This is a genomic window from Flaviflagellibacter deserti, from assembly GCF_042652085.1.
GTDB lineage: Bacteria > Pseudomonadota > Alphaproteobacteria > Rhizobiales > Methylopilaceae > Flaviflagellibacter > Flaviflagellibacter deserti.
This window is the reverse complement of the sequence record NZ_JBHSJF010000008.1, coordinates 140,734-164,298: the sequence shown is the minus strand read 5'-3', so window position 1 is coordinate 164,298 and position 23,565 is coordinate 140,734. Positions and strand designations below refer to the sequence as shown.

The following is a 23,565-nucleotide window of genomic DNA, read 5'->3' as shown; positions in this document are numbered from 1 at the left end:
CGGTGACGGGACGTTCCAACAACGGCGCGGAGATGACCGCCTGCGGAGGAGATGTATCAGCAATACGGATTCGCGGCGCGCCCCGCAAGGGGTACGACGAAAACTTAGAAGGGCTTCAACACGGCCAGGATGACGATCGCGACCATGAACAGGGCAGGCACCTCGTTGATCGCGCGATAGAATTTGCTCGACCGCGTGTTCTTGTCGGCGGCGAATGTCCGCACCGTCTTGGCGCAAAATCCATGATAGCCGGAGAGCAGCAGGACGAAGAGAAGCTTGGCGTGAAGCCAGCCCTGGCTCCACGCATCGGCGTAATAGGCGACCGCGAGACCGAATATCCAGGTCGCGATCATCGCCGGCGTCGCGATGCCCTTCAGCAGCCGGCGCTCCATGATCTTGAACGTCTCGGAGGTGTCCGAACCGGGCTTCGCATCAGCGTGATAGACGAACAGCCGCGGCAGATAGAGCATCGCAGCCATCCAGGAGATCACAGCAATGATGTGAATGGCCTTGAGCCAGAGATAGGTCATCGGGTCCGTCCGTTTCCGCGCACGCGTTCGACAAGGCGTTCGACATGGGCGATCGGCGTTTCCGGCCTGATGCCATGCCCGAGATTGAAGATATGCGGCCGATCGCCGGCCGAGGCGACGATGCGATCCACCGAACGGTCGAGCGCCTCACCGCCCGCGATCAGGACCAGGGGATCGAGATTACCCTGGATCGGCGTTCCCTTGGGAAGCGACTGATCCATCAGCGCCATGTCCTCGCTCGTATCCAGTCCGATGGCGACGCCCAGGATGGAGGCAAGCTTGCCGCCCTTCGGACCGGCGCCGCGAGGAAACGCGATCACCGGCACATCCGGATGACGTTTGCGAACGCCCTCGATGACCCGAACCACCGGCCGGACGCACCAGCGGTCGAATTCATCCGGCGGCAGCTCGCCCGCCCAACTATCGAAGATCTGTACCACCTCGGCGCCGGCCTCGATCTGCCCTGAGAGATGTTCGATCGACGCATCGACCAGCCGGTCGATCAACGAGGCGAAGCCTTCCGGATCACGCAGTGCGAACAGACGGGTTTCCGCATGATCCTTCGAACCCTTGCCGGCGACGACATAGGTCGCAACGGTCCATGGCGCACCGACAAAACCGATCAGGGTCGTTTCATCCGGAAGCTGCGACCGGATCATCCCGATTGCCTCATAGACCTTCCCGGTCTTTGCGGCGTCGAGTGTCCGATGGAGCTTGCCGATTTCATCCGCCGAGGAAATCGTCTCGACGCGCGGGCCCTCGCCTTCGAGGAATTCGACCTTGAGGCCCAGGGCGTGGGGAATGATCAGGATGTCCGAGAACAGGATCGCCGCATCGAAGCCGAACCGGCGGATCGGCTGAAGCGTGACCTCCGCTGCGAAATCGGGGCGATAGCAGAGGTCGAGGAACGATCCGGCCCTGGCGCGAAGCTCCCGATATTCCGGGAGATAGCGACCGGCCTGGCGCATCAGCCATATCGGAGGCCTGTCGAGCTTCTCACCGCCAAGCACCTTCAGGATGGGCTTCTCACTGATCGAAGGCAGGATCGTTAATCCTTCTTTAACTAGTTCTCTGTTTTAAGATTCTGTTATTGCTTAATGGGTCATTAACGGGGTTCTGGAAGCTCCACAAGGAAACCACCGCGAGCTTCGATATTGGTCTCGTCGGACTCCAGAGCGTGCGGACCCGATTCGTCCCCAGACATCACAGGAGCTCGGTTAGACCGCTCCAGCGCGCGACGCCTGTTGATCGTTTTGCGACATACCCCCAATGTGTTGGCCGGGTTGGCGATCTCGCCGATCTTTGCACAGTCTTCCACACGGCCTGTGGGTTCCGTCTGACGCCATGAGCGACCTAGCCCACCCACTCTGGATCGAGCCTTGGCCGCTCGTCCTCGCATCCGGCAGCGCCTCGCGTGCCGAGATGCTTCGTAACGCCGGCATCCCGATCGAGGTTTCGCCCGCCGATCTCGATGAGCGGACGATCGAGGCGCCGCTGATCGAAGCGAAGGCGTCTCCGGGAGACGTTGCGCTTGCTCTTGCCATGGCGAAGGCGGAAGCGATCAGTCTCCGTTTTCCCAACCGGCTGGTTCTGGGAGCCGATCAGGTTCTCGCGGCAGGGCATGAATATTTTGTGAAGCCGTCCGGCCTCGCCGCGGCCCGCACACAATTGTTACGGCTCCGAGACCGCGAGCACGGGCTCTTCTCGGCGGGGGCGCTCGCGGTCAACGGCAGGACCGAGGAAACGGTCGTCAGCGAGGCGCGGCTGACCATGCGGCCGTTTTCGGAAGAGTTCCTCGACCGCTACCTCGCGGTCGCTGGGAACAAGGTCACGACCACGGTCGGCGGCTACATGCTGGAACAGGAAGGCATCCATCTCTTCGATTCCATCAAGGGCGACTTCCATGTCATTCTCGGCCTGCCCTTGTTGCCGCTGCTCGCCGTTCTGAGGCGTCGCGGTCTTTTGCTCGAGTAGAGATGTCCCAGAAAGCCTGCGTGATCGGCTGGCCGATCCGCCATTCCCGCTCCCCGCTGATCCATGGCTACTGGCTCCGCCAGCACGGCATTGCCGGTTCCTATGAGAAGGTCGCGGTCGAGCCCGAGACGCTCGACCAATTCGTTCGGTCGATCGCGGCTGGCGAGTATCTCGGCTGCAATGTCACCGTACCCCACAAGGAGGCCGTGATGGGACTTCTCGACGAGGTCGACGAGACGGCCCGGGCAATCGGCGCGGTCAATACGATCTGGCGAGACGCGGGCCGGCTTAAGGGGACGAACACCGATGTCATCGGTTTCATGGCCAATCTCGATGATCGCGCTCCGGGCTGGGATGCCGGCAATGTCAACACTTTGATTCTCGGTGCTGGCGGAGCGGCGCGCGCCGTGATCCATGGATTGCAGACCCGCGGCGTCTCGAAAATCCGGCTGGCGAACCGCACTCCACAGCGGGCGCAGCAACTCGCCAGAGAATTCGGAAATCCGGTCGAGGCCGTGGCCTGGCGCGAGATCGATCGTTTGCTCCCCGAAACAAATCTCCTGATCAATACGACCAGCCTTGGAATGGCGGGTTCCGAACCGCTTCCGGATTGCCGGGGAATATGCGGCCGGCTTCCGAAAACCGCCGTAGTGTCCGATATCGTCTACGTGCCGCTGCAAACCGAACTCCTTGTCGAGGCCAGGAAGGCCGGACTCCGAACGGTCGACGGGCTCGGAATGCTACTCCATCAGGCCGTGCCCGGATTCGAGAAGTGGTTCGGCGTTCGGCCGACGGTCACGCCCGAGCTTCGGCGCCTGATCGAAGCCGACATCGAAGCGCCGAGCCACGCGTGATCATCCTCGGTCTCACCGGCTCCATCGGCATGGGCAAATCGACCGTCGCCGGCCTGTTCGCCGCCGAAGGAGTGCCGGTGTTCGAAGCGGATCCTGTCGTCCATGCCCTCTATCAAGGTGCAGCGGTCCCGCTGATCGAGGAAGTGTTTCCCGGCACCACGAAGGATGGCGTGGTCGATCGCCAAGCCTTGTCCAAAGCGGTTTTGGGCGATCCTGCTGCGATCAAGAGGCTCGAGGCGATCGTCCATCCTCTCGTCCGCCAGGCGGAACAGGTTTTCATCGCCGCTGCCCGGAAAGCCAACGCCCCCATCGTCGTCCTCGATATTCCGCTTCTGTTCGAAACGGGAGGCGCGGACCGGTGCAACGTGATCGTCGTCGTTTCGGCTCCGGAAGAAGTCCAGCGTGAGCGAGTGCTGGCGCGTCCGGGAATGACACCGGAAAAACTCTCGGCGATTCTCGCTCGGCAAATGCCCGATTCGGAGAAGCGACAGCAGGCCAATGTCGTCATCGATACGTCCGGAGACATCGCCCACACGGCCAAAGCTGTGAAGGACGTGATCCGCCGTTTCGGCGGTTCGGCCGCGCGTGGTACGAACTCCTAGCGATGCGCGAGATCATTTTCGATACTGAAACGACGGGACTTGATCCCAACAAGGGTGATCGGGTGGTCGAGATCGGCTGCGTCGAGATCCTCAATTACATCCCGACCGGGCAGACCTTCCACGTCTACATCAATCCCGAACGGGATATGCCCGACGAGGCCTTCCGCGTTCACGGCCTGTCGACCGAGTTCCTGTCCGAGCACAAATGCTTCCATGAGATCGTCGAGGATTTCATCGCCTTCGTCGGCGATGACGCGAAGCTCGTCGCGCACAATGCAAGCTTCGATTTTGCGTTCCTGAACGCAGAACTGATCCGTTGCGGAAAGCCGATTCTGTTGCCGGAGCGGATGGTCGATACTCTGGCGCTGGCCCGCCGGCGCCACGGTTTCGCATCGAACAGGCTCGACGACCTCTGCGCGCGCTACGGCATCGATAATTCCAAGCGCACCAAGCACGGCGCCCTGCTCGACGCGGAACTCCTCGCGGAAGTCTATGCGGAGCTTATGGGCGGCCGGCAGGCGACTCTCGGACTGAGTCTGCAGTCCGGTGGTAGGGCGATCGTTCGCCGCCAGACGGTGAAGCCGCGTCCCGTGCCGCTCGAACCGCGGTTGACGCCGGACGAGCTTGCGGCCCATCGAGCCTTCGTCGCAACCCTCGGCCAAACCCCGATCTGGGCGGTCTATAACGCGCCAACGGCCGAAGCGGCCGAATGATTCAGGCGGTGCCTTCGGTCGCCTGCGTCATGCGCTGACGATAGAGCGCCGCGAAATCGATCGGATCGATCATCAGGGGCGGGAAGCCGCCATTGCGGACAGCGTCGGCGATGATCTGGCGGGCGAACGGGAACAGCAGGCGCGGGCACTCGATCAGGGCGACCGCCTGGCGGCTTCCGGCGTCGATGTTCTGGATCCGGAACAGACCCGCATAGACGATGTCGAATCGGAACACGGTCTCGGAGCCGGTTCCGGCCTTGCCCTCGATCTGCAGCTCGACCTCGATATCGGTCTCGCTAACGCCGCGGGCATTGACGTTGACGCCGATCTCGATGTTCGGCGAGCCGCCCTGCTGGACGAGCGAGCGCGGAGCCTGAGGGTTCTCGAACGAGAGATCCTTCACATACTGCGCAAGCACGCCGAGCGCGGGACCAGTGCCGGGGGCTTCAGGAGTAACATCCGCGGTCGTCATCAACTCAACCCTCTTCGGCCCAAGCGGCCGGGCGGTGGGCTAGCACGGCGGGTCACGCGGCCGCAAGGCATGGGGTAGTATGCTCCCCACAGCCTGAGATAAATTGTCATCCGGATGAACCCGCTGGCGCGTCAGCGCGGATAGGCCCATATAGTTCTTTCGCCGGGCAGCAGTGCGCGGCCTCGCCAAAGGTGAAAATGAGCGACGTGTTCGATATCTACACGGTCATCTTTCTAGTTCTCGCCGTCTTTATCCTCGTTCGGCTTCGTTCCGTTCTCGGAACCCGGACCGGAAACGAACGGCCGCGCGATTACGCCCGGGATACCGCGCCTCAGACCGCTAATGAGAACGTGATTCCCATGCCCCCGCGGCCCGATGCTGCGGCCGAGCCGGTCGATCCCGCACTTCGCTGGAAGGGATTCGCCGAGGACGGAACTCCCGTTGCGAAGGGCCTCGACGACATCGTCGCCGCCGATCCGACGTTCGAGCCTGCCTCTTTCGTCCAGGGCGCGCGCGCTGCCTACGAGATGATCGTGCAGGCATTCGCCGCCGGCGACACCCGGACTCTGAAGGGTCTTCTGGCGAAGGACGTGTTCGACAGCTTCGCCGCGACGATCGCCGATCGCGAACGGCGGGGCGAAACGGTCGAATCGCGCTTCGTATCGATCGACAAGGCTGATATCCGCGACGCCGAAATGCGCGGCGGAAGCGCCCAGATCGAGGTCCGCTTCGCGTCCCAGCTCGTCACGGCGACGCGGGACAAGGACGGCAATGTCATTGACGGCAACGCCGACGCGGTGACCGAGGTCATCGACATCTGGACCTTCGCGCGCGACGCGCACTCCCGCGACCCGAACTGGAAGCTCGTCTCGACCGAGGCAGCCTGAAGGTGGCCGCCGCTCGCGCGGCGGGCGCCGCCCTGGCGATCTTGATCGCTTCGGTCACAGCCGCCGGCGCGCAACCTTCTGGGGTTTCGCTCGCGCCGGTCAGCTTCGCGGCTCTGCCCGGCTGGGCGGCGGACGACCAGTCCGCCGCTTTTGCAACCTTCGTGTCTTCCTGCAGGAAACCGAAGCCCGGTCCGGTCCTGCCTGCCGGGCGATCGCTCAAGGCGGCTTGTTTGGCCGCTCTGCACGAAAATATCCGAAATCCGGCGGCAACCCGTACGTTCTTCGAGCGCCATTTCGAGCCGTTTGTCGTCAACGGAGCGGATAACGGCTTCTATACGGGCTATTTCGAACCGGAGTTCACCGGTTCGCCGCGCCGGAACGCCGTACATTCCGAGCCGCTGCTGGCTCTGCCCCGCAAAATGCGAAATCCGGCTCCGGATCGTGCCGCCATCGAGGGCGGCGCGTTTTCCGGCCAAAAGCTCGAACTGGTCTGGCTCGATCCCGTCGATGCCTTCTTCGTCCATATCCAGGGTTCGGCCCGCATCAGGCTTGATGACGGCAAGGTCATCCGGGTGCGCTTCGCCGGCAGGAACGGCCTTCCCTTCACGCCGATCGGGCGCGTCCTGGTTCAACGCGGAGAGCTGACGCTTGAGCAGGCCGATATGGCCGGCATCCGCGCCTGGCTTGCTGCCCACCCGGATCAGGCCCGCGCGCTGATGCGGGAGAACAAATCCTACATCTTCTTCAGGCCGGATACGGGACGCGCGGCGGAGGCCGGGCCGATCGGCGGATCGGGTCTCGCTTTGACGGCCGGGCGAAGCATCGCGATCGACGACCAGATCTGGCCGTACGGGATTCCGGTCTGGATCGACGCGCCTTTGCCGTCGGGCGATTTTCGTCGGCTGACCGTCGCGCAGGATACGGGCGCCGCGATCAAGGGAGCCGCCCGGGCCGACATCTTCCTCGGCGCGGGCGTCGAGGCGGGCGCGGAAGCGGGCCAACTCAAGCATTCGGGGACGTTCGTCGTTCTGTTGCCGCGAAGGGCCGGGCGATGAAGCGCGAAGGCTGGCGCTCGCGGCGTCGAAGAGACCTGACGGCGGACGAACGCACGCTCTGGGCCAAGGTCGCCGAAACGATCCAGCCTTTGCCCGGACGACGGGTGCCACCTCCTCCGACCGATCCGACACCTGAAACGTCGGCAACGGCGCAGCCAGACAAGCAGACGCCGGTTCGGGCGGCGGCCGCCCCACCGGTCAAACCGAAAGCCCATCCCCCGCTCGCTCCGATCGAGCCTAAGATCGCTAGAAGCCTCCGGCGCGGCGGCGAGGTCGATGCACGCATCGATCTTCATGGCCTGCGGCAGGATCAGGCGCATGGCCGCCTGCGCGCCTTTCTGGTCCGCGCACAGTCGAACGGGGCGCGGGTCGTCCTGGTCATCACCGGCAAGGGTACGACCGGAGGCGGCGGTCTCTTCGACGAACGCGGCGTGCTGAAGCGGCAGGTGCCGATCTGGCTGTCGGAGCCCGCTATGCGCGCGATCGTACTCGGCTTCTCCGAGGCATCCGCCGCGCATGGCGGCTCGGGCGCGCTCTATGTGAGGCTGCGCCGCGAGCGCTGAGTGTCAGAGCACGAAGCGCGACAGGTCCGCGTTCTTGGCCAGATCGCCGATATGCTCGCGGACATAATCTCCATCGATCCTGAAAGCCTCGCCCGAGCGGTCGGCCGCCGTGAACGAGATCTCGTCGAGAACGCGCTCCAGAACCGTTGCAAGGCGGCGCGCGCCGATATTCTCGACCGTCGAATTCACTTCGGCCGCGATATCGGCAATGGCATCGATACCGTCGTCGGTGATCTCGAGCGTGACACCTTCGGTCGCCATCAGCGCGACGGACTGCTTGATCAGGCTAACCTCGGTTTCGGTGAGAATCCGGCGGAAATCGGCGCGTGTCAGCGGTTCGAGTTCGACGCGGATCGGCAAACGGCCCTGAAGCTCCGGCAGAAGGTCGGAGGGCTTCGCGACATGGAACGCGCCGGAGGCTATGAACAGGATGTGATCGGTCTTCACCGATCCATACTTGGTGGCAACCGTCGTGCCTTCGATCAGAGGGAGAAGATCGCGCTGAACGCCTTCACGTGAAACATCGCCGCCGCCGCGGCCTTCGCGGACGGTGATCTTGTCGATTTCGTCGAGGAAGACGATGCCGTTCTGCTCGACCGAGCGGATCGCCTCCAGCACGACCTGTTCCTGGTCGAGCAGTTTGTCGCTCTCCTCGGCGAGAAGGACCGTGTGACTTTCCTTGACGGTCATCCTGCGCGTCTTCTTCTGGCCGGCACCGAGTTTGCCGAACAGGTCGCCGATCGACATGACCCCGATCTGGCCGCCGGGCATTCCGGGAATGTCGAACTGCGGCATGCCTCCGCTACCTGCGGAGGTCTCGATCTCGATCTCCTTGTCGTCGAGTTCATTTGCGCGGAGCTTCTTTCGGAAGCTGTCGCGGGTGCTAGGTCCCGCGCCCGGACCAACGAGCGCGTCGAGCACGCGTTCCTCCGCCGCGTGATGGGCTTTGGCCTGAACGTCCTTCCGCTTGGATTCGCGGACCAGTGTAATACCCACTTCAAGCAGGTCGCGGACAATCTGCTCGACATCGCGGCCCACATAGCCGACCTCGGTGAACTTGGTCGCCTCGATCTTGAGGAAGGGTGCGCCGGCGAGCTTGGCAAGGCGGCGCGAGATCTCCGTCTTGCCGACGCCGGTCGGCCCGATCATCAAAATGTTCTTGGGCAGAACCTCGTCGCGCAGCTCTTCGCTGAGCTGGAGCCGGCGCCAGCGATTGCGTAACGCGATGGCGACCGCCCGTTTGGCCTTGCCTTGGCCGACGATGAACCGGTCCAGTTCGGATACGATCTCGCGGGGAGAGAAATCACTCATTCACTAAAGCCCTGACTGCCAATCCGGATCGCCTCGACCGGATGAAGAAGCATGATGACGTTGAGGGTGAGGTTGTCCCGAATGACGTAGCCGGTGCCGAGTTCGAAGACGACCGCGAGTCCGATCACGAACCATATGGGAAGCCGCCAGGCGAGCAGGAAGCCCAGGAGAATGCAGTGGTGAAGCGGAAACCGGCTGGCGCGGGCCGGATCCGCCGGGGACCGAGATCATGAAGCGGCAAGTCCGCTGGATGGAAGATGCCGGGTGAGGCTCGCGGGCATCGCGGAGAGGAGGATGCGGCGGAGCCATTGCCAGCCGGCGCTCAGCAACAGCACGAAGGCGCCAAGAGCGAGAAGCGTGAGCGGCGTGGCGGTATCGCTGACGCCGCTCTGCCGGATCAGTTCGGTGAAGGCGAAGCCCGCATAGGCCAGGCCGGACACGAGGATCGCGCGCCGGTTCACCAGAACGGCGACCAACCCCAAGACGAGGAAGAGACCGAGGATGGCCCAGGCCATTGCCGGAGTTGGTTGAATACCTTCGGACAGGCCAGAGACCAGCGAATGAACGATCAGCGGCGCGGCGAGAAGATGCAGCCAGAAGGCGATATCGGTGCGCCGGGTCAGGCGGTCCGGATCGCTGACGTCGAAGCGCATCGCCAAGGCGAAGACGATGATGCCGCAAACGAAGAGCGCGGGACGAACCAATGTCTCGAAGAGCGCGGGGATGAGCGTTCCCATGGCTCCGATGCAAGCGGCGATAAAGGCCGCGGCGCCCGCCGCCGGTGTGATCGGCACGCGGAAGCGGAGGTAATGGAGACAAGCCGCAGCAGCTCCCGCTACGCCGCCGGCGGCGAGCGCGAGCGGGTGAACGTAAGCCAGATTAAAGACCGAGGCGCGCGCTGCGAGCTCAAGTGGAAAGAACGCAAGGAACACCGCCGAGAACACCGAATATGCGAAGATGACCAGCAGGACGATGCTCGGCAGAGCCATCCGTCGTTTCCGGGTGAAGAACTCCGCGAGTCCCCAGGACGCGACTGCTGTGATCGTCCATTTTCCGCTGAAGCCGAACGCCATTCCAAAATAGCCGAGCGCAGTCAGGAAGAGTGCGAGGCCGATCGTGACGAAGATGTCGCCAAAGCCGGAAACGAAACGGAGCCGCTCCTCGTCGCGCGGTCCAAGCGCACTGGCTGACGCGAGCTCGCCCTCGATCTCGCAAAGTATCGTGACCTGGTCGGCCGTGACAACACCGCGTTCGATGGCCGTCGTCAGAGCGGTCTCGGAAATCATGCTGCATCCAGCGTTTCGAGGACCAGCTGGTCGTTGGTGTAGACGCAAATCTCGGCCGCGATCTTCATGCTGCGGCGGACGATCTCCTCCGCGGAGAAGTCCGTATCGGCCAGCGCGCGAGCGGCAGCGAGGGCGTAATTGCCGCCCGAACCGATGGCCGCGATGCCATGTTCAGGCTCCAGCACATCGCCGGTGCCGGTCAGGACGAGGCTCGTATCGGCATCGGCGACCAGCATCATCGCTTCCAGCCGGCGTAGATAACGATCCGTCCGCCAGTCCTTGGCGAGTTCGACGGAGGCGCGGAGAAGCTGCCCGGGATATTGTTCCAGCTTGGCTTCCAGCCGCTCGAACAGCGTGAAGGCGTCGGCCGTGGCGCCAGCGAAGCCGCCGATCACCTTTCCGCCCGCTAGGCGGCGGACCTTTTTTGCGGTGTGCTTCATGACTGTCTGGCCCATCGTCACCTGGCCGTCGCCGCCGATCGCGACCTTGCCACGCTTGCGGACATGCAGGATCGTCGTGCCGTGCCAGAGCGTATTGTCGCTCAAGGGAATCTCCACTGGTTTGGGGCCATACTTAAGCGGTCAGGGATCGCGGTCAAAGAGCACCGCTGGCATACCACGGAAACGCCTGCTAAAGAGCCGCCAGCATGACGGGCCGGTGACGGGACCTTCACGCTTTTATGGTGGTATCTCACCGCCATTCCAGACGCAGAGATTAAAGATGACCCGCCGCGCGACCATCGCCCGCAAGACGAGCGAAACCGACGTGACCGTGACCGTGAACCTCGACGGCGAGGGCAAGGGGACGATTTCGACCGGGGTGGGCTTCCTCGACCATATGCTGGACCTTCTCGCCCGCCATTCCCTGATCGACCTCGACGTGAAGGCCAAGGGCGACACCCATATCGATTTTCACCACACGACCGAGGACATCGGCATCGCGCTTGGCCAGGCCGTGCGGCAGGCACTGGGCGACATGAGAGGCATCGCCCGCTACGCCGATGTCGCAATGCCGATGGACGAAACGCTGACGCGCGTCGCGATCGATGTTTCGGGCCGGTCGTTCCTCGTCTGGCGTACGGAGTTTCCGGCGGCGAAGGTCGGCGAGTTCGATACCGAGCTGGTGCGCGAATTCTTCCAGGGCTTCGCCACGCATGCGGCTGTGACTCTGCATGTCGAGACGTTCTATGGTGCCAATGCGCACCACGTCGCGGAGTCCTGCTTCAAGGGCCTGGCGCGCGTATTGCGGACAGCGCTCACCGTGGACCCGCGCACGGTGAACATCATTCCCTCGACCAAGGGCAGCCTCGGCGGCTGAGAGACATCATGCGTTTGTGGACCGTTCACGAACCGGGAACCTCGGCCAGCGCGGACGAGCGGGCGGATGGCATCCTGTTCGTGAAGGATGGCTCCTCCTGGTGGGGCCTGTTCTTTCCGCTGCCCTGGCTGCTCATCCAGCGGCTCTGGGTCGGCACGCTGATCTATGTCTTGCTCTCAGTTGCCGCTGCGGCGATCGGTATGCTTCTGCCGCTGAGCGACAGCTCGGGCGTTCTGCTCGGGCTGATCGGGAATCTCTACGTCGCATTCGAAGGCAACGACATGCGGCGACGCAAGCTCGCGCGGCTCGGCTATGTCCAGGTCGGCAGCGTCGTCGCCGACAGCCGCGTCGAGGCGGAGATCGATTATTTCTCCTCGCTACCGGCAGAAGCGAGGTCGCGCTCGACGAGCGTCGCCTATGCTGGGCCGAAGCGCCGGGCCGAAGCGAACGACGTTCTTGGGCTCTTCCCCGAACCAGGGGGCGGGCGGTGACCATCGCTCTCGTCGACTATGGCGCCGGCAATCTCCGCTCGGCCGCGAAGGCGTTCGAGGCCGCGGGCGCCAGGAATGTCGAGGTGACATCGGATCCGGACCGTGTCGCCAAGGCCGACCGCATTGTCTTACCAGGCGACGGCGCGTTTCCCGATTGCCGCCGCGGCCTTGCGGCCGTGAATGGTCTCGACCAGGCGCTGACCGAGGCGGTGAAGAGGCGCGGCCGGCCGTTCTTCGGTATCTGCATCGGCATGCAGCTTCTGGCGACGAGAGGGCTGGAGCATGAAGGCGCCGACGGCCTCGACTGGATTCCCGGTACCGTCGAACGCATTGAGCCCAAGAACGCCTTGCTAAAGGTTCCCCATATGGGCTGGAACACGTTGACGACGGCGCGGAGCCATCCCCTGCTTGAGGGCATCAAGACCGGCTCGGATGGATTGCATGCCTTCTTCCTGCATGCCTTCCATTTCCTGCCAGAGAACCGCGACGACGTGCTGGCGACGGCAGATTACGGCGGTCCTGTCACGGCCATTGTCGCGCGCGACAATGTGGCAGGAACGCAGTTTCATCCGGAGAAGAGCCAGACGCTCGGTCTGACCCTGATCCGCAATTTCATCAAGTGGACGCCGTGATCCTTTATCCCGCCATCGATCTCAAACAGGGGCAGGTCGTCCGGCTGAAGCAGGGCGACATGGACCAGGCGACCGTCTACGGGGCCGACCCAGCGGCGGTGGCGCGCGGCTTCCAGGATTCCGGCTTCGAATGGGTGCACGTCGTCGATCTCGATGGCGCGTTCGCGGGCGCTACGGTGAACCTGCAGGCGGTCGAGGGCGTGCTCGACAGCGTGTCGATTCCGGTCCAGCTCGGCGGCGGCATACGCGAAATGGCGGCGGTCGAAGGCTGGCTCGGGCGCGGCGTTTCCCGGATCATTCTCGGGACGGCGGCGGTGCGTGACCCGGATTTCGTCAAGGCGGCAGCGAAGGCCTTTCCGGGCAAGATCGCCGTCGGCATCGACGCGAAGGGCGGCTACGTCGCGGTGCAGGGCTGGGCCGAAGTGTCCGAATTGACCTCGCTCGAACTCGCGAAACGCTTCGAGGACGCTGGCATTGCCGCCATCATCTATACCGATATCGGCCGCGACGGCCTGCTGAAGGGGCTGGATTTCGACGGCACGCGCGCTCTGGCTGAGGCGGTCTCGATCCCGGTTATCGCTAGCGGTGGCCTGGCCTCGATCGAAGACGTGAAGACGCTGTTGAAACCGGAAAACCGCGCCATTGCGGGCGCCATCACCGGCAGGGCGCTCTACGACGGTCGCCTCGATCAGGTCGAGGCGGTCGCCCTCACCCGGGGAGCAAAGGTTTGATGTCGCTCAAGGTCCGCGTTATCCCCTGCCTCGATGTGAAGGATGGTCGCGTCGTGAAGGGCGTCCGCTTCGTCGACCTGCGCGATGCCGGCGACCCGGTGGAGGCTGCGAAGGCCTATGACGCGGCGGGTGCCGACGAGCTCTGCTTTCTCGACATCACCGCGAGCCATGAAGAGCGGGCGATCATTCTCGATGTCGTCTCGCGGACGGCTGAGAACTGCTTCATGCCGGTCACTGTCGGGGGCGGTGTCCGCACCGTCGACGACATCCGCAATCTGATGCTCGCCGGCGCCGACAAGGTGTCGATCAATTCGGCCGCGGTCGCGGATCGCTCGATCGTCGGTCGCGCGGCGGACAAGTTCGGCGCGCAGGCGATCGTCGTCGCGGTGGATGCAAAGAAGCTCTCCACCGAGGGAGAGGAGCCGCGCTGGGAAATCTTCACCCATGGCGGTCGTCGGCCGACCGGTCTGGACGCTATCGAGTACGCTCGTGAAGTTGCCGCACTAGGTGCCGGTGAGATTCTGCTCACCTCGATGGACCGCGACGGCACGCAGGACGGCTACGACCTTGGTCTTACGAAGGCGATTTCCGAGGCCGTTCCGGTCCCTGTCGTGGCATCGGGAGGCGTTGGCGCTCTTGAGCATTTCGTCGCAGGTGTGCGCGAAGGCGGCGCCAGCGCGGTGCTTGCCGCAAGTGTCTTCCACTTCGGCGCGTTTTCCATTCAGGATGTCAAGAACCATATGGCGAAGGCGGGTGTTCCGGTTCGCCTCGATCCATCCTGGCGTGGGGCGCAGGCATGACCGGCTTTACCCTGACCGATCTTGACGCGCTGGTCGCCAAGCGCGCGGAGGCCGATCCGTCGCAATCCTACACCCGGCAGCTGCTTGACTCCGGTGTGGAGAAATGTGCGAAAAAGCTGGGAGAAGAGGGTGTTGAGGCTGCCCTCGCGGCCGTCACGAACAATCGTGAGGGCCTGACGAAAGAGGCCGCCGACGTGCTCTTTCATCTGCTCGTTCTGCTTCGCTCGTGTCAGGTCCCGCTCGAGGACGTGATGGCCGAGCTGAAATCGCGAACCGCCCAATCCGGACTTCAGGAAAAAGCGGCACGACGTGAGTAAGGGGTCGTCGTCGATGGATGCACTCGCGGGTAAGCCGCAATCGCCCTACCGCGTCTTTTCGCGCGAGGAATGGGCCGAACTCCGCGCCGACACGCCTATGACGCTCAATGCGGACGAGATCGAGCGGCTCCGCTCGCTCGACGATCCGCTCGATCTCATGGAAGTCGAGCAGATATATCTGCCGATCTCGCGCCTTCTGACCCTCTACGTTGAGGCCACGCAGGGCCTGTTCAGGGCGACGCGGGCCTTTCTGAACACCAATGGTGCGAAGAAGGTGCCGTACATCATCGGCATCGGCGGTTCGGTCGCCGTGGGCAAGTCGACCACCGCCCGCCTCCTTCAGGCGCTGTTGCGGCGCTGGCCGAACACGCCGAAGGTCGATCTGGTGACGACCGACGGCTTTCTGTTCCCGAACGAGGTTCTGGCGGCCGAAGGCCTGATGCAGCGCAAGGGCTTTCCCGAGAGCTACGACCTGCCGGCGCTGCTGAAATTCATGTCGGACATCAAGGCTGGCAAGGAGCGCGTGGCCGCCCCCGTCTACTCGCATCTCGTTTACGACGTTGTCCCCGGCGCCGAAATCGCGGTCGAGAACCCGGACATTCTCATCCTTGAAGGCCTGAACGTGCTACAGGCCGGGACCAAGGATGTTCGCGCGGTTCCGTTCGTCTCGGACTTCTTCGACTTCTCGATCTTCATCGACGCCGAGGAGAACACGATCCACGATTGGTACGTGGATAGGTTCATGCACCTCCGTGAGACCGCGTTCCGCGACCCGAACTCGTATTTCCAGCGCTATGCCTCGGTGCCGCCTTCGGAGGCAATGGCCCTGGCTGAGGATCTTTGGGGTCGGATCAACCTGCCGAACCTGCGCGAGAACATCCTTCCGACCCGCGCGCGTGCCAGCCTGATTATGCGCAAGGGCGAGGATCACCGCGTCGAGGAAGTGGCGCTCAGGAAGCTCTGAGTGGCCGTCCGACGCAACTTGCGCGGACTCGCATGCAGCGCCAGATTGCGGCGGCGGGGAATGTTCCCGTCTTTGCCTGGGGAGCCAAGCCATGAGTGAGAAGACCATGGTGTGGGGCGGCCGCGTGTTCACCGCTCTTTTCGCGCTGTTCATTCTGGGTGCGTCGGTCACACCGAAGCTGTTCGGCATGTCGATTGCCGAGGAGACGATGGCGCAACTCGGCTGGCCGCCGGGCTACGCCTTCATGATCGGGATGCTCGAACTCGCCTTCGTAGGCCTCTACCTGATTCCGAGAACCAGCGTCCTGGGCGCGGTCCTGATGATGGGACTGCTGGGCGGCGCGATGGCGACCCAGATCCGCGCCGGAAGCCCGCTCTTCAGCCATGTGCTTTTCAGCATCTATCTCGGGCTGTTCATGTGGGGCGGTCTGTGGCTGCGTGACCCGGCCGTGCGGGCGTTGTTCCCCGTCCGCCGGGCCTAGGCCGGCTGCAGGAAGCCGTTCTCCGCCGCGAGATTGGCGAGTTTCACCTGCGGGCGCGCGCCGATGTGCGACAGCACTTCTGCCGCCGCCAGCGCGCCAAGGCGGAGCGATTCCGCCGCTTCGAGGCCGCGGGCGAAACCGGCCAGGACGCCGGCGGCGTAGAGATCGCCCGCGCCGGTGGCGTCGACCAGCTTGTCGATCGGCTGCGCCGGAACCGCGACGGTCTCCTCGCGCGTGACGAACAGGCCGCCCTTTTCGCTGCGGGTGACGACCGCCGAGCGAGCGTCATTGCGAAGCGCGGAGATGGCGCTGTCGAAGTCGGCTGTCTCATAGAGCGCCTTGGCTTCATGCTCGTTGGCGAAGACGAGGTCGACCTTCCCGGAGCGGATGAGGTCGAGGAATTCCTCGCGGTAGCGCCCGACGCAGAACGAGTCGGAGAGCGTCAGCGCGACCAGGCGGCCGGCCTCATGCGCGATGTCGGAGGTGCGGCGGAAGGCTTCCTTCGCCTCCGGCGGATCCCAGAGATAGCCTTCGAGATAGATCGTGCCCGAGGAGCGGACGAGATCGGCGTCGACATCGGACGGCTTCAGGTGTTGGCTCGCGCCGAGGAAGGTGTTCATCGTCCGCTCGCCGTCCGGCGTGATGAGGATCGTGCTGCTCGCCGTGATCGGCCCATCGGTCGCGGCGGCAGTCTCGAAATGGACGCCCGCGGCGCGGATGTCGTGGGCGAAGCTCTTGCCGAGATCGTCGTTCCGGACCTTGCCGATGAAAGCTGCCTTGCCGCCGAGCGAGGCGACGCCCGCCAGGGTGTTGGCGGCGCTGCCGCCCGAGATCAGGATCGTCTGGCCGATCTTGCCGTAAAGCTCGCTGGCGCGGGCTTCGTCGATCAGGGCCATCGATCCCTTTGCCAGTCCTTCCTTGACCAGGAAATCGTCTTCGACACGGGCGAGAACGTCGACGATGGCGTTGCCGAGGCCGAGCACGTCAAAGCGAAGAGAGGTCATTTAGTCGGTATCTCCGGGAAGGTGGCTACGCTCTAGCGATGGCGAGGCGTGCTGCCAAGCCTTGCGTCAACCCGGTCGGATTGTCATAACCCGCCCCTCTCCTTCGGAAGCACCTGTCATGAGCGCTTTTCAGCCGCGCGTCTTTTCCGGCGTCCAGCCGACCGGCAATCTCCATCTCGGCAATTATCTCGGCGCGATCATCAAGTTCGTCGCGCTGCAGCACGAGCACGAATGCCTCTATTGCGTCGTCGACATGCACGCGATCACCGTGCCGCAGGATCCGCAGGAGCTGACGCGAACGATCCGCGAGGTGGCGGCGGCGTTCATCGCCTCGGGCGTCGACCCGAAGAAGAACATCATCTTCAACCAAAGCCAGGTTTCGGCGCATGCCGAACTCGCCTGGATCCTGAACTGCACCGCCCGCATCGGCTGGCTGAACCGAATGACGCAGTTCAAGGAGAAGGCCGGCAAGGACCGCGAGAACGCGTCGGTCGGCCTCTACGTCTATCCAGTGCTGATGGCGGCCGACATCCTCGCCTATAAGGCGACACATGTGCCGGTCGGCGAGGACCAGAAGCAGCATCTCGAACTCGCCCGTGACATCGCGCAGAAATTCAACAATGATTTCAGTGCCTCGATCGCCCGCCATGGATACGGCGAGGCCTTCTTTCCGCAGCCCGAGCCTCTGATCCAGGGCGCGGCGACGCGTGTGATGAGCTTGCGTGACGGCTCGAAGAAAATGTCGAAGTCAGACCCGTCGGACGCGTCGCGCATCAATCTGACCGACGATGCCGATGCCATCGCTGCAAAGGTCCGCAAGGCCAAGACCGATCCAGAGCCGCTGCCGTCGGAGACCGCAGGGCTCGAGGCGCGCCCGGAGGCGGAGAACCTGGTCGGTATCTATGCGGCGCTCGGCGGAATCTCGAAGCAGGATGTGCTGAACGATTTCGGCGGCGGCCAGTTCTCGGCGTTCAAGAACGCCTTGGTTGAACTTGCGGTGACGAAGCTCGGTCCGATCGGCGCGGAGATGAAACGGCTCGTCGCCGATCCGGGCTCGATCGACAAGATCCTGGGCGACGGCGCCGAGCGGGCCGACGCGATCGCGCGGCCCAATCTCGCGGCGGTCAAGGATATCGTCGGCTTCGTTAGACGCTGACTTTGCATTCCTGAGGCGATCCACCATATCCTTTTCGTGCGCCAGCCCCGCGCCTTGAACCCGGAGGCCAGCCGAGAGAGCCATGTTCATCCAGACCGAAGCCACGCCGAATCCGGCGACCCTGAAATTCCTTCCCGGCCGTGACGTCCTGCCATCGGGCACGCTCGACATGCCGACCGCCGAATCCGCCAAGCGTTCTCCGCTGGCCGCCCGCCTGTTCGACGTTCCAGGCGTCGGCGGCGTCTTCTACGGTACCGATTTCATCACCGTGACGAAGACGGGTTCCGAGGACTGGCAGCACCTGAAGCCGGCGATCCTCGGCGCGATCATGGAGCATTACCTCCGTGGCGAGCCGCTTCTGGCGGATGGCGTCGGCGACGACACGCACGACAACGGCGAATTCTACGACGAGGCAGACCAGAGCGTGGTCGACACGATCAAGGAACTCCTCGAGACGCGCGTCCGCCCGGCCGTGGCGCAGGACGGCGGCGACATCACCTTCAAGGGTTTCAAGACCGGCGTCGTCTACTTGAACATGAAGGGCTCCTGTCAGGGATGCCCGAGTTCGACCGCGACGCTGAAGCAGGGCATCGAGAACCTGCTGCGCCACTTCGTGCCCGAGGTCCAGGAGGTCCGTCCGGTCTCGTAAGGGGACAGGCGGATCGCTCCACTTCCACGCGAGCACGATCTCAGTCAGAGTGCTTTTGAGTTTCCGGGGCTGGGAAGAAGAACAACGCGTGCGCGTGCTGGCCATCGATACCGCGCTCGCGGCCTGCTCGGTCGCGGTGCTCGACACCAAGATTGACGAGATTCTGGGCGCCGAGACTGTGCTGATGGAGCGCGGTCACGCGGAGGCTCTAATGCCGCTGGTCGAGGCGGTGCTCGGTGGACATTCCGGGCTTGCCTCGATCGACCGCATCGTCGTCTCGACGGGGCCGGGCAGCTTCACGGGCATTCGAGTGGGCCTTGCCGCTGTACGCGGTCTGACGCTTGTAACGAAAATTCCCGTCATCGGAATCACGACGCTCGTCGCCCTGGCGGCTCCGGTGCTTGCCCATGGCGACGGCCGGGCGGTGGGTGCGGCGATCGATGCACGGCACGGCCGGGTGTTCTTCCAGATCTTCGCGCCGAACGGGCAAGGGCTGGTTCCGGCCCGGGTGCTCTTGGCAAAGGATGCCTCGCGGATGGCCGGTGAAGGCGCGATTCGTCTTGTCGGTTCCGGCGCGCAACTGGTCGCCGCCGCTTCCCACGCTAAACATGAAATCGTCTCCGGAGAGCAGGTGCCGGACCCGGTCTGGCTCGCCCGACTCGGCGCAGCCGCTCCATTGCCGGATCGCCTGCCGCGCCCGGTCTATCTCCGCCCGGCAGACGCCAAGCCGCAGACGGCAGGGCGGGTGGAGCGCATCTGATGGGCGTGCTCGATATTCTTAGCGAGTACCTGCGAAAGCCGGTCTGGCGTGTCGACACGGCGTCGAGCAGGCATGCCGGTCAGATTTCCACATTGCATTCGGCCAGTTTCGCACGCGGCTGGAGCACGCAGGAGATCGAGGTTCTGATGCAGAATCGGAACGTGATCGTCGACATTCTTCGCAGCGAGGCGGGAAGCCAGGTGATCGACGGCTTCTCTCTGTCGAGGGTCGCGGTGGACGAAGCGGAACTCCTCTCGATCGCGGTGGACCCTAAATGGCGGGGAAAGAAGGGCAGCGCGCCGCTGCTGGCCCGTCAGCTCGCGCGGCTGCGGGGCGCGGGCGCCCGGCGGGTGGTTCTGGAAGTGGATGAGGCGAATATACCCGCTATCCGACTCTATCGTAGCTTCGGCTTCGAGGAGGTCGGCAAGCGGCCCGCCTACTACACCCTGAAGGACGGCCGGAAGGCCAATGCTCTTATCATGGCACGTGATCTTGGCTGAGACCTCCAGGGGCAATAGACTGTCGTCAATGACCGCAATCGAGACAAAGCACAGCGACTCTATCGAGGGGCAATGCTCCGCGAAGGGCATGCGCATGACTGAGCAGCGCCGCGTCATCGCGCAGGTGATCGAAAGTGCGACCGACCACCCCGACGTCGAGGAGCTGCACCGCCGGGCGGTGAAGATCGATCCCGGCGTGTCGATTGCGACCGTCTACCGGACGGTGAAGCTGTTCGAGGATGCCGGCATCGTCGCTCGCCACGATTTCCGAGATGGCCGTTCCCGTTATGAACCGGTGCCGGACGAGCATCACGACCATCTGATCGACCTGCGGACCGGCCGCGTCGTCGAGTTCCGTGACGAGGAGATCGAGCGGCTGCAGGCCGAGATTGCCCGTAGGCTCGGCTTCAAGCTGGTCGATCACCGCATGGAGCTCTATGCGGTGCCGCTAAAGGACGACGAGCGTTAGAGGCAAATAGCTGTGCTCGGCATCTCGGATGCCGGTCGCTTTTGTGTTAGAGATGATGCGTCGTCCGGTTTGAATCGTGGGTTCGGGCGACTTTCGGACAGATCACAGGGAACGAGCGCCGCGGCGCTGGAGCAGCATTGCACGAGAACGATCGACAGCCTCGCAAGGTCTTTATCCGGTCCTATGGCTGCCAGATGAACGTGTATGACGCCCAGCGGATGGCGGACGTTCTGGCTCCAGAAGGTTTCGTCGAGGCCGAGCGCGCCGAAGACGCCGATCTGGTCGTCCTCAACACCTGCCACATCCGCGAAAAGGCGGCCGAAAAGGTCTATTCCGAGCTTGGCCGGATGCGTGTGATGCGAGCCGAACGCGCGGCGCTCGGCCAGAACACCATGATCGCGGTGGCCGGATGCGTGGCGCAGGCGGAGGGCGCCGAGATCATGAAGCGTGCCCACGGCGTCGATCTAGTCGTCGGGCCTCAGAGCTATCATCGGCTGCCGGAACTCCTCTCCCGCGCATCGCGCGAGAAGGTCGTCGACACCGACTTCCCGGCCGACGACAAGTTCGATCATCTGCCCGCCGCGAGCCGGGCGAAAACGCTCGCCCGCGGCCCGGCGGCGTTCCTCACTGTTCAGGAAGGCTGCGACAAGTTTTGCACCTTCTGTGTGGTTCCCTATACGCGCGGGGCGGAGACGTCGCGGGCCGTGGCGAAGATCGTCGCCGAGGCGGAGCGGCTGGCGGACGCTGGCGTGCGCGAACTCACTTTGCTCGGCCAGAACGTCAATGCATTCCACGGCGAAGGCCCAGACGGTCGGATCTGGGGGCTGGGTCGCCTGCTGCATCGCCTCGCGATGATCCCCGGCATCGCCCGTCTTCGCTATACGACGAGCCATCCGCGCGATATGGACGATGAGCTGATCGCCGCCCATCGCGATCTGGCGGAGTTGATGCCCTATCTGCACCTCCCGGTTCAGTCGGGCTCCAATCGCATTCTCGCGGCGATGAACCGCCAGCACACGGCCGACGATTATCGCCGCCTCGTCGAACGCATCCGCGTTGCGCAGCCGGAGCTTGCGCTTTCGAGCGATTTCATTACCGGCTTCCCCGGCGAGACGGATGCCGACTTCGAGGACACGATGCGGCTTGTCCGCGACATCGGCTACGCCTCGACCTTCTCGTTCAAATATTCCGCCCGCCCCGGCACGCCGGCCGCGGAGATGGACGAACAGGTGCCCGAAAATGTGAAGTCCGGGCGCCTTCATGCTTTGCAGGCCCTCCTCGAAGATCAGAGGCAGACGTTCAACCGCTCCTGTGTGGGGCGTGTCATGAATGTGCTGTTCGATCGCGCTGGCCGGCATCCCGGCCAGGTCGCAGGTCGTTCGCCGTTCCTGCAGCCGGTCCAGACCGAGGCGCGGGGCATCCAGATCGGCGACGTCGTCGCGATGAGAATCACCGGTAATGGTACGAACAGCCTGTTCGGTGAGCCGGTCGATGAAGTGATGGAGGCGGTTGCTTGAGAGGTCCGATGCCAGAGCCTGTTGCGCCGGTCGAAGCCGTCGGCGAAGTCGTCCTCACCTTCGATGACAATCGTCTCGCGAGTGACATCTTCGGCAGCCACGACCAGAATCTGGCTTTCCTCGAGCGTCGGCTCAACATCGAGGCAACGCCGCGCGGCAACCATGTCGCCATTCGCGGCAGCGTCGAGGCGATCGAGCAGGCGCGCCATGTGCTCGAGGCGCTTTATGCCCGCGCCCGGCGGGGAGATACCATCGGTCTCGGCGACGTCGACGGCGCGGTGCGCATGACGTCCGCCCAGGGCAGCCTGTTCACGCCGGGAGAGGCCGGCCCGAAGGCGGCTCTGGCCCACATCTCTTCGCGCAAGAAGACCGTCACCGCCCGCACGCAGGCGCAAGACGCCTATATGCGCGCCCTGGTCCGTAACGAACTGGTTTTCGGCATCGGCCCGGCCGGTACCGGCAAGACCTATCTCGCCGTCGCTCATGCCGTGGTCCTGCTCGAGCGCGGCGAGGTCGATCGCATCGTGCTGTCGCGTCCGGCAGTCGAGGCCGGCGAGCGTCTGGGCTTCCTACCGGGCGACATGCGCGAGAAGGTCGATCCCTATCTGCGTCCGCTCTACGATGCGCTCTACGACATGATGCCGCCGGAGCGGGTCGAGCGCGGCCTGCAGTCCGGCATCATCGAGGTCGCCCCCCTCGCCTTCATGCGAGGCCGCACGTTGGCGAACTCCGTCGTCATCCTCGACGAGGCGCAGAACGCGACCTCGATGCAGATGAAGATGTTCCTGACCCGCCTCGGCGATAATTCCCGCATGGTGGTCTGTGGAGACATTACCCAGATTGACCTTCCGACCGGCCAGATCTCAGGCCTTATCGAAGCCACACGGTTGCTGAACGATGTCGAAGGCGTCGCGGTTTGCCGCTTCGGCGAGGCCGACGTCGTGCGCCATGAACTTGTCGGCCGTATCGTCCGTGCCTACGAGGCGTCCGACCGGCTGAAGCAGGGTGGCCGATCATGAAAGGCTCGGACCGAAGTAGCGGCCCACAGGTCGACGTCGTAGTCGAAAGCGACCGCTGGGCCGATTTTTCCGGCGCTGAGGAACTCGCGGCGAAGGCCGTAGCCGCGACGGTGCGAACCGCCGAACTCGTCTGCATTCCCGAGGCTGAGCTCGCGATCATTCTTGCCGACGATGCCCGCGTCCAGGAGCTGAACCGCGACTGGCGCGGCAAGGACAGGCCGACCAATGTGCTGTCCTTTCCCGCAGCCGAAGGCGAGGAGATCAAGACGGCGCCCCTTCTTGGCGATGTCATCATTGCCTTCGAGACTGTCGCCCGCGAGGCCGAAGCGGAAGGCAAGACGATCGCCGATCATTTCACCCATCTTGTCGTGCATGGCACGCTTCACCTATTCGGCTTCGAACATGAGGCCTCGGATGACGCCGAGGAGATGGAAGATACCGAGCGGGCAGTTCTCGCGAGCCTCGGCGTTGCCGACCCCTACAAGGAGACGTCGCCCGTCTGACTGGCGGG

The 23,565-nt window shown here is 64.0% G+C and carries 30 protein-coding genes and 1 pseudogene; 23 read left to right on the top strand and 8 right to left on the bottom strand.

Annotation, left to right across the window (positions count from 1 at the left end; translation table 11 throughout):
• Positions 1 to 104 precede the first annotated feature (104 nt).
• Positions 105 to 530, bottom strand: a complete 426-nt coding sequence (gene hemJ / locus ACFPFW_RS16455; RefSeq protein ID WP_114956361.1) for a protoporphyrinogen oxidase HemJ — start codon at positions 528 to 530, stop codon at positions 105 to 107.
• On the bottom strand, positions 527 to 1,546 hold the full coding sequence (gene hemE / locus ACFPFW_RS16450) for a uroporphyrinogen decarboxylase (protein WP_379771787.1): 1,020 nt from the start codon (positions 1,544 to 1,546) through the stop codon (positions 527 to 529). Before hemE ends, hemJ begins: the two co-directional genes overlap by 4 nt.
• Before the next feature lie 328 nt (positions 1,547 to 1,874).
• Between hemE and ACFPFW_RS16445 the strand changes: the two genes are divergently transcribed.
• The 4 genes from ACFPFW_RS16445 to dnaQ are packed head-to-tail and all read left to right on the top strand — an operon-like array spanning position 1,875 to position 4,673.
• Positions 1,875 to 2,504: a Maf family protein gene (locus tag ACFPFW_RS16445; protein ID WP_114956363.1), complete on the top strand. Its 630-nt coding sequence runs from the start codon at positions 1,875 to 1,877 to the stop codon at positions 2,502 to 2,504.
• Positions 2,505 to 2,506: 2 nt separating this feature from the next.
• On the top strand, positions 2,507 to 3,358 hold the full coding sequence (locus ACFPFW_RS16440; protein ID WP_114956364.1) for a shikimate dehydrogenase: 852 nt from the start codon (positions 2,507 to 2,509) through the stop codon (positions 3,356 to 3,358).
• Positions 3,355 to 3,960, top strand: coding sequence for a dephospho-CoA kinase (gene coaE, locus ACFPFW_RS16435; RefSeq protein ID WP_114956365.1), 606 nt, complete (start codon positions 3,355 to 3,357; stop codon positions 3,958 to 3,960). The genes ACFPFW_RS16440 and coaE overlap by 4 nt, the downstream gene beginning before the upstream one ends.
• A 2-nt stretch (positions 3,961 to 3,962) precedes the next feature.
• Positions 3,963 to 4,673, top strand: coding sequence for a DNA polymerase III subunit epsilon (gene dnaQ / locus ACFPFW_RS16430; RefSeq protein ID WP_114956366.1), 711 nt, complete (start codon positions 3,963 to 3,965; stop codon positions 4,671 to 4,673).
• Between the two features lies 1 nt (position 4,674).
• Here dnaQ and secB read toward each other — a convergent pair whose 3' ends face one another.
• A complete protein-coding gene (gene secB / locus ACFPFW_RS16425; protein WP_114956367.1) occupies positions 4,675 to 5,145 on the bottom strand; it encodes a protein-export chaperone SecB in 471 nt (156 codons plus the stop codon).
• Positions 5,146 to 5,342: 197 nt separating this feature from the next.
• On the opposite strand from secB, the gene ACFPFW_RS16420 reads away from it, so the two are divergent.
• Genes ACFPFW_RS16420 through ACFPFW_RS16410 form a run of 3 tightly spaced genes read left to right on the top strand, consistent with a single transcriptional unit; the run spans position 5,343 to position 7,650 of the window.
• Positions 5,343 to 6,032 carry a Tim44/TimA family putative adaptor protein gene (locus tag ACFPFW_RS16420; protein ID WP_162799622.1) on the top strand — a complete coding sequence of 230 codons (690 nt, stop codon included), beginning with the start codon at positions 5,343 to 5,345 and terminating at the stop codon, positions 6,030 to 6,032.
• Between the two features lie 2 nt (positions 6,033 to 6,034).
• Positions 6,035 to 7,087 (top strand): murein transglycosylase A, encoded by a 1,053-nt coding sequence (gene mltA, locus ACFPFW_RS16415; protein ID WP_379771612.1) that lies wholly within the window; start codon positions 6,035 to 6,037, stop codon positions 7,085 to 7,087.
• Positions 7,084 to 7,650 (top strand): Smr/MutS family protein, encoded by a 567-nt coding sequence (locus ACFPFW_RS16410; RefSeq protein ID WP_114956369.1) that lies wholly within the window; start codon positions 7,084 to 7,086, stop codon positions 7,648 to 7,650. The genes mltA and ACFPFW_RS16410 overlap by 4 nt, the downstream gene beginning before the upstream one ends.
• Before the next feature lie 3 nt (positions 7,651 to 7,653).
• Here ACFPFW_RS16410 and hslU read toward each other — a convergent pair whose 3' ends face one another.
• The 4 genes and pseudogenes from hslU to hslV all read right to left on the bottom strand — a co-directional run bounded on the left by hslU (position 7,654) and on the right by hslV (position 10,798).
• The gene (hslU, locus tag ACFPFW_RS16405) at positions 7,654 to 8,961 is read right to left on the bottom strand and encodes an ATP-dependent protease ATPase subunit HslU (RefSeq protein ID WP_114956370.1); all 1,308 of its coding nucleotides are present in this window, start codon (positions 8,959 to 8,961) and stop codon (positions 7,654 to 7,656) included.
• A 3-nt stretch (positions 8,962 to 8,964) separates the two neighbouring features.
• Positions 8,965 to 9,134 (bottom strand): annotated as a pseudogene (locus ACFPFW_RS16400) (DUF2585 family protein); the annotation flags it as partial.
• A gap of 54 nt (positions 9,135 to 9,188) precedes the next feature.
• Positions 9,189 to 10,247, bottom strand: a complete 1,059-nt coding sequence (locus tag ACFPFW_RS16395) for a hypothetical protein (RefSeq protein WP_114956372.1) — start codon at positions 10,245 to 10,247, stop codon at positions 9,189 to 9,191.
• Complete coding sequence (gene hslV, locus ACFPFW_RS16390; RefSeq protein ID WP_379771785.1) at positions 10,244 to 10,798, bottom strand: ATP-dependent protease subunit HslV; 555 nt, start codon at positions 10,796 to 10,798, stop codon at positions 10,244 to 10,246. Before hslV ends, ACFPFW_RS16395 begins: the two co-directional genes overlap by 4 nt.
• A gap of 169 nt (positions 10,799 to 10,967) precedes the next feature.
• On the opposite strand from hslV, the gene hisB reads away from it, so the two are divergent.
• From hisB to ACFPFW_RS16350, 8 genes are all read left to right on the top strand, one after another.
• Positions 10,968 to 11,564 (top strand): imidazoleglycerol-phosphate dehydratase HisB, encoded by a 597-nt coding sequence (hisB, locus tag ACFPFW_RS16385; protein WP_114956374.1) that lies wholly within the window; start codon positions 10,968 to 10,970, stop codon positions 11,562 to 11,564.
• 8 nt (positions 11,565 to 11,572) lie between these two features.
• Positions 11,573 to 12,055 carry a DUF2628 domain-containing protein gene (locus tag ACFPFW_RS16380; protein WP_114956375.1) on the top strand — a complete coding sequence of 161 codons (483 nt, stop codon included), beginning with the start codon at positions 11,573 to 11,575 and terminating at the stop codon, positions 12,053 to 12,055.
• Positions 12,052 to 12,687 carry an imidazole glycerol phosphate synthase subunit HisH gene (hisH, locus tag ACFPFW_RS16375; protein WP_114956376.1) on the top strand — a complete coding sequence of 212 codons (636 nt, stop codon included), beginning with the start codon at positions 12,052 to 12,054 and terminating at the stop codon, positions 12,685 to 12,687. The genes ACFPFW_RS16380 and hisH overlap by 4 nt, the downstream gene beginning before the upstream one ends.
• Positions 12,675 to 13,418, top strand: coding sequence for a 1-(5-phosphoribosyl)-5-[(5-phosphoribosylamino)methylideneamino]imidazole-4-carboxamide isomerase (gene hisA, locus ACFPFW_RS16370; protein WP_114956377.1), 744 nt, complete (start codon positions 12,675 to 12,677; stop codon positions 13,416 to 13,418). Before hisH ends, hisA begins: the two co-directional genes overlap by 13 nt.
• Positions 13,418 to 14,218, top strand: coding sequence for an imidazole glycerol phosphate synthase subunit HisF (gene hisF, locus ACFPFW_RS16365; RefSeq protein WP_114956378.1), 801 nt, complete (start codon positions 13,418 to 13,420; stop codon positions 14,216 to 14,218). The genes hisA and hisF overlap by 1 nt, the downstream gene beginning before the upstream one ends.
• Positions 14,215 to 14,535, top strand: coding sequence for a phosphoribosyl-ATP diphosphatase (locus tag ACFPFW_RS16360; RefSeq protein ID WP_114956379.1), 321 nt, complete (start codon positions 14,215 to 14,217; stop codon positions 14,533 to 14,535). The genes hisF and ACFPFW_RS16360 overlap by 4 nt, the downstream gene beginning before the upstream one ends.
• 13 nt (positions 14,536 to 14,548) lie before the next feature.
• Positions 14,549 to 15,499 carry a type I pantothenate kinase gene (coaA, locus tag ACFPFW_RS16355; protein ID WP_114956380.1) on the top strand — a complete coding sequence of 317 codons (951 nt, stop codon included), beginning with the start codon at positions 14,549 to 14,551 and terminating at the stop codon, positions 15,497 to 15,499.
• Positions 15,500 to 15,590: 91 nt separating this feature from the next.
• The gene (locus ACFPFW_RS16350) at positions 15,591 to 15,980 is read left to right on the top strand and encodes a DoxX family protein (RefSeq protein WP_114956381.1); all 390 of its coding nucleotides are present in this window, start codon (positions 15,591 to 15,593) and stop codon (positions 15,978 to 15,980) included.
• Here the strand turns inward: ACFPFW_RS16350 and ACFPFW_RS16345 are convergent.
• A complete protein-coding gene (locus ACFPFW_RS16345) occupies positions 15,977 to 16,984 on the bottom strand; it encodes an adenosine kinase (protein WP_114956382.1) in 1,008 nt (335 codons plus the stop codon). The two genes, ACFPFW_RS16350 and ACFPFW_RS16345, sit on opposite strands and share 4 nt — an antisense overlap.
• A 118-nt stretch (positions 16,985 to 17,102) precedes the next feature.
• Here ACFPFW_RS16345 and trpS point away from each other — a divergent pair, with 118 nt between their 5' ends.
• The 8 genes from trpS (at position 17,103) to ybeY (ending at position 23,557) form a co-directional block, all read left to right on the top strand.
• Positions 17,103 to 18,140, top strand: a complete 1,038-nt coding sequence (gene trpS, locus ACFPFW_RS16340; RefSeq protein WP_114956383.1) for a tryptophan--tRNA ligase — start codon at positions 17,103 to 17,105, stop codon at positions 18,138 to 18,140.
• Positions 18,141 to 18,222: 82 nt separating this feature from the next.
• Positions 18,223 to 18,789: a NifU family protein gene (locus tag ACFPFW_RS16335; protein WP_114956384.1), complete on the top strand. Its 567-nt coding sequence runs from the start codon at positions 18,223 to 18,225 to the stop codon at positions 18,787 to 18,789.
• An 88-nt stretch (positions 18,790 to 18,877) separates the two neighbouring features.
• A complete protein-coding gene (tsaB, locus tag ACFPFW_RS16330) occupies positions 18,878 to 19,549 on the top strand; it encodes a tRNA (adenosine(37)-N6)-threonylcarbamoyltransferase complex dimerization subunit type 1 TsaB (RefSeq protein WP_114956385.1) in 672 nt (223 codons plus the stop codon).
• A complete protein-coding gene (locus ACFPFW_RS16325) occupies positions 19,549 to 20,049 on the top strand; it encodes a GNAT family N-acetyltransferase (RefSeq protein WP_114956386.1) in 501 nt (166 codons plus the stop codon). Before tsaB ends, ACFPFW_RS16325 begins: the two co-directional genes overlap by 1 nt.
• A gap of 88 nt (positions 20,050 to 20,137) precedes the next feature.
• Entirely contained in the window at positions 20,138 to 20,518 is a 381-nt protein-coding gene (locus ACFPFW_RS16320) for a Fur family transcriptional regulator (protein WP_379771606.1), read from the top strand.
• 137 nt (positions 20,519 to 20,655) lie between these two features.
• Positions 20,656 to 22,035 carry a tRNA (N6-isopentenyl adenosine(37)-C2)-methylthiotransferase MiaB gene (gene miaB, locus ACFPFW_RS16315; protein ID WP_379771605.1) on the top strand — a complete coding sequence of 460 codons (1,380 nt, stop codon included), beginning with the start codon at positions 20,656 to 20,658 and terminating at the stop codon, positions 22,033 to 22,035.
• 8 nt (positions 22,036 to 22,043) lie between these two features.
• Entirely contained in the window at positions 22,044 to 23,054 is a 1,011-nt protein-coding gene (locus ACFPFW_RS16310; protein WP_114956388.1) for a PhoH family protein, read from the top strand.
• A complete protein-coding gene (gene ybeY / locus ACFPFW_RS16305; protein WP_114956389.1) occupies positions 23,051 to 23,557 on the top strand; it encodes an rRNA maturation RNase YbeY in 507 nt (168 codons plus the stop codon). Before ACFPFW_RS16310 ends, ybeY begins: the two co-directional genes overlap by 4 nt.
• The last annotated feature ends 8 nt before the right edge of the window (positions 23,558 to 23,565 follow it).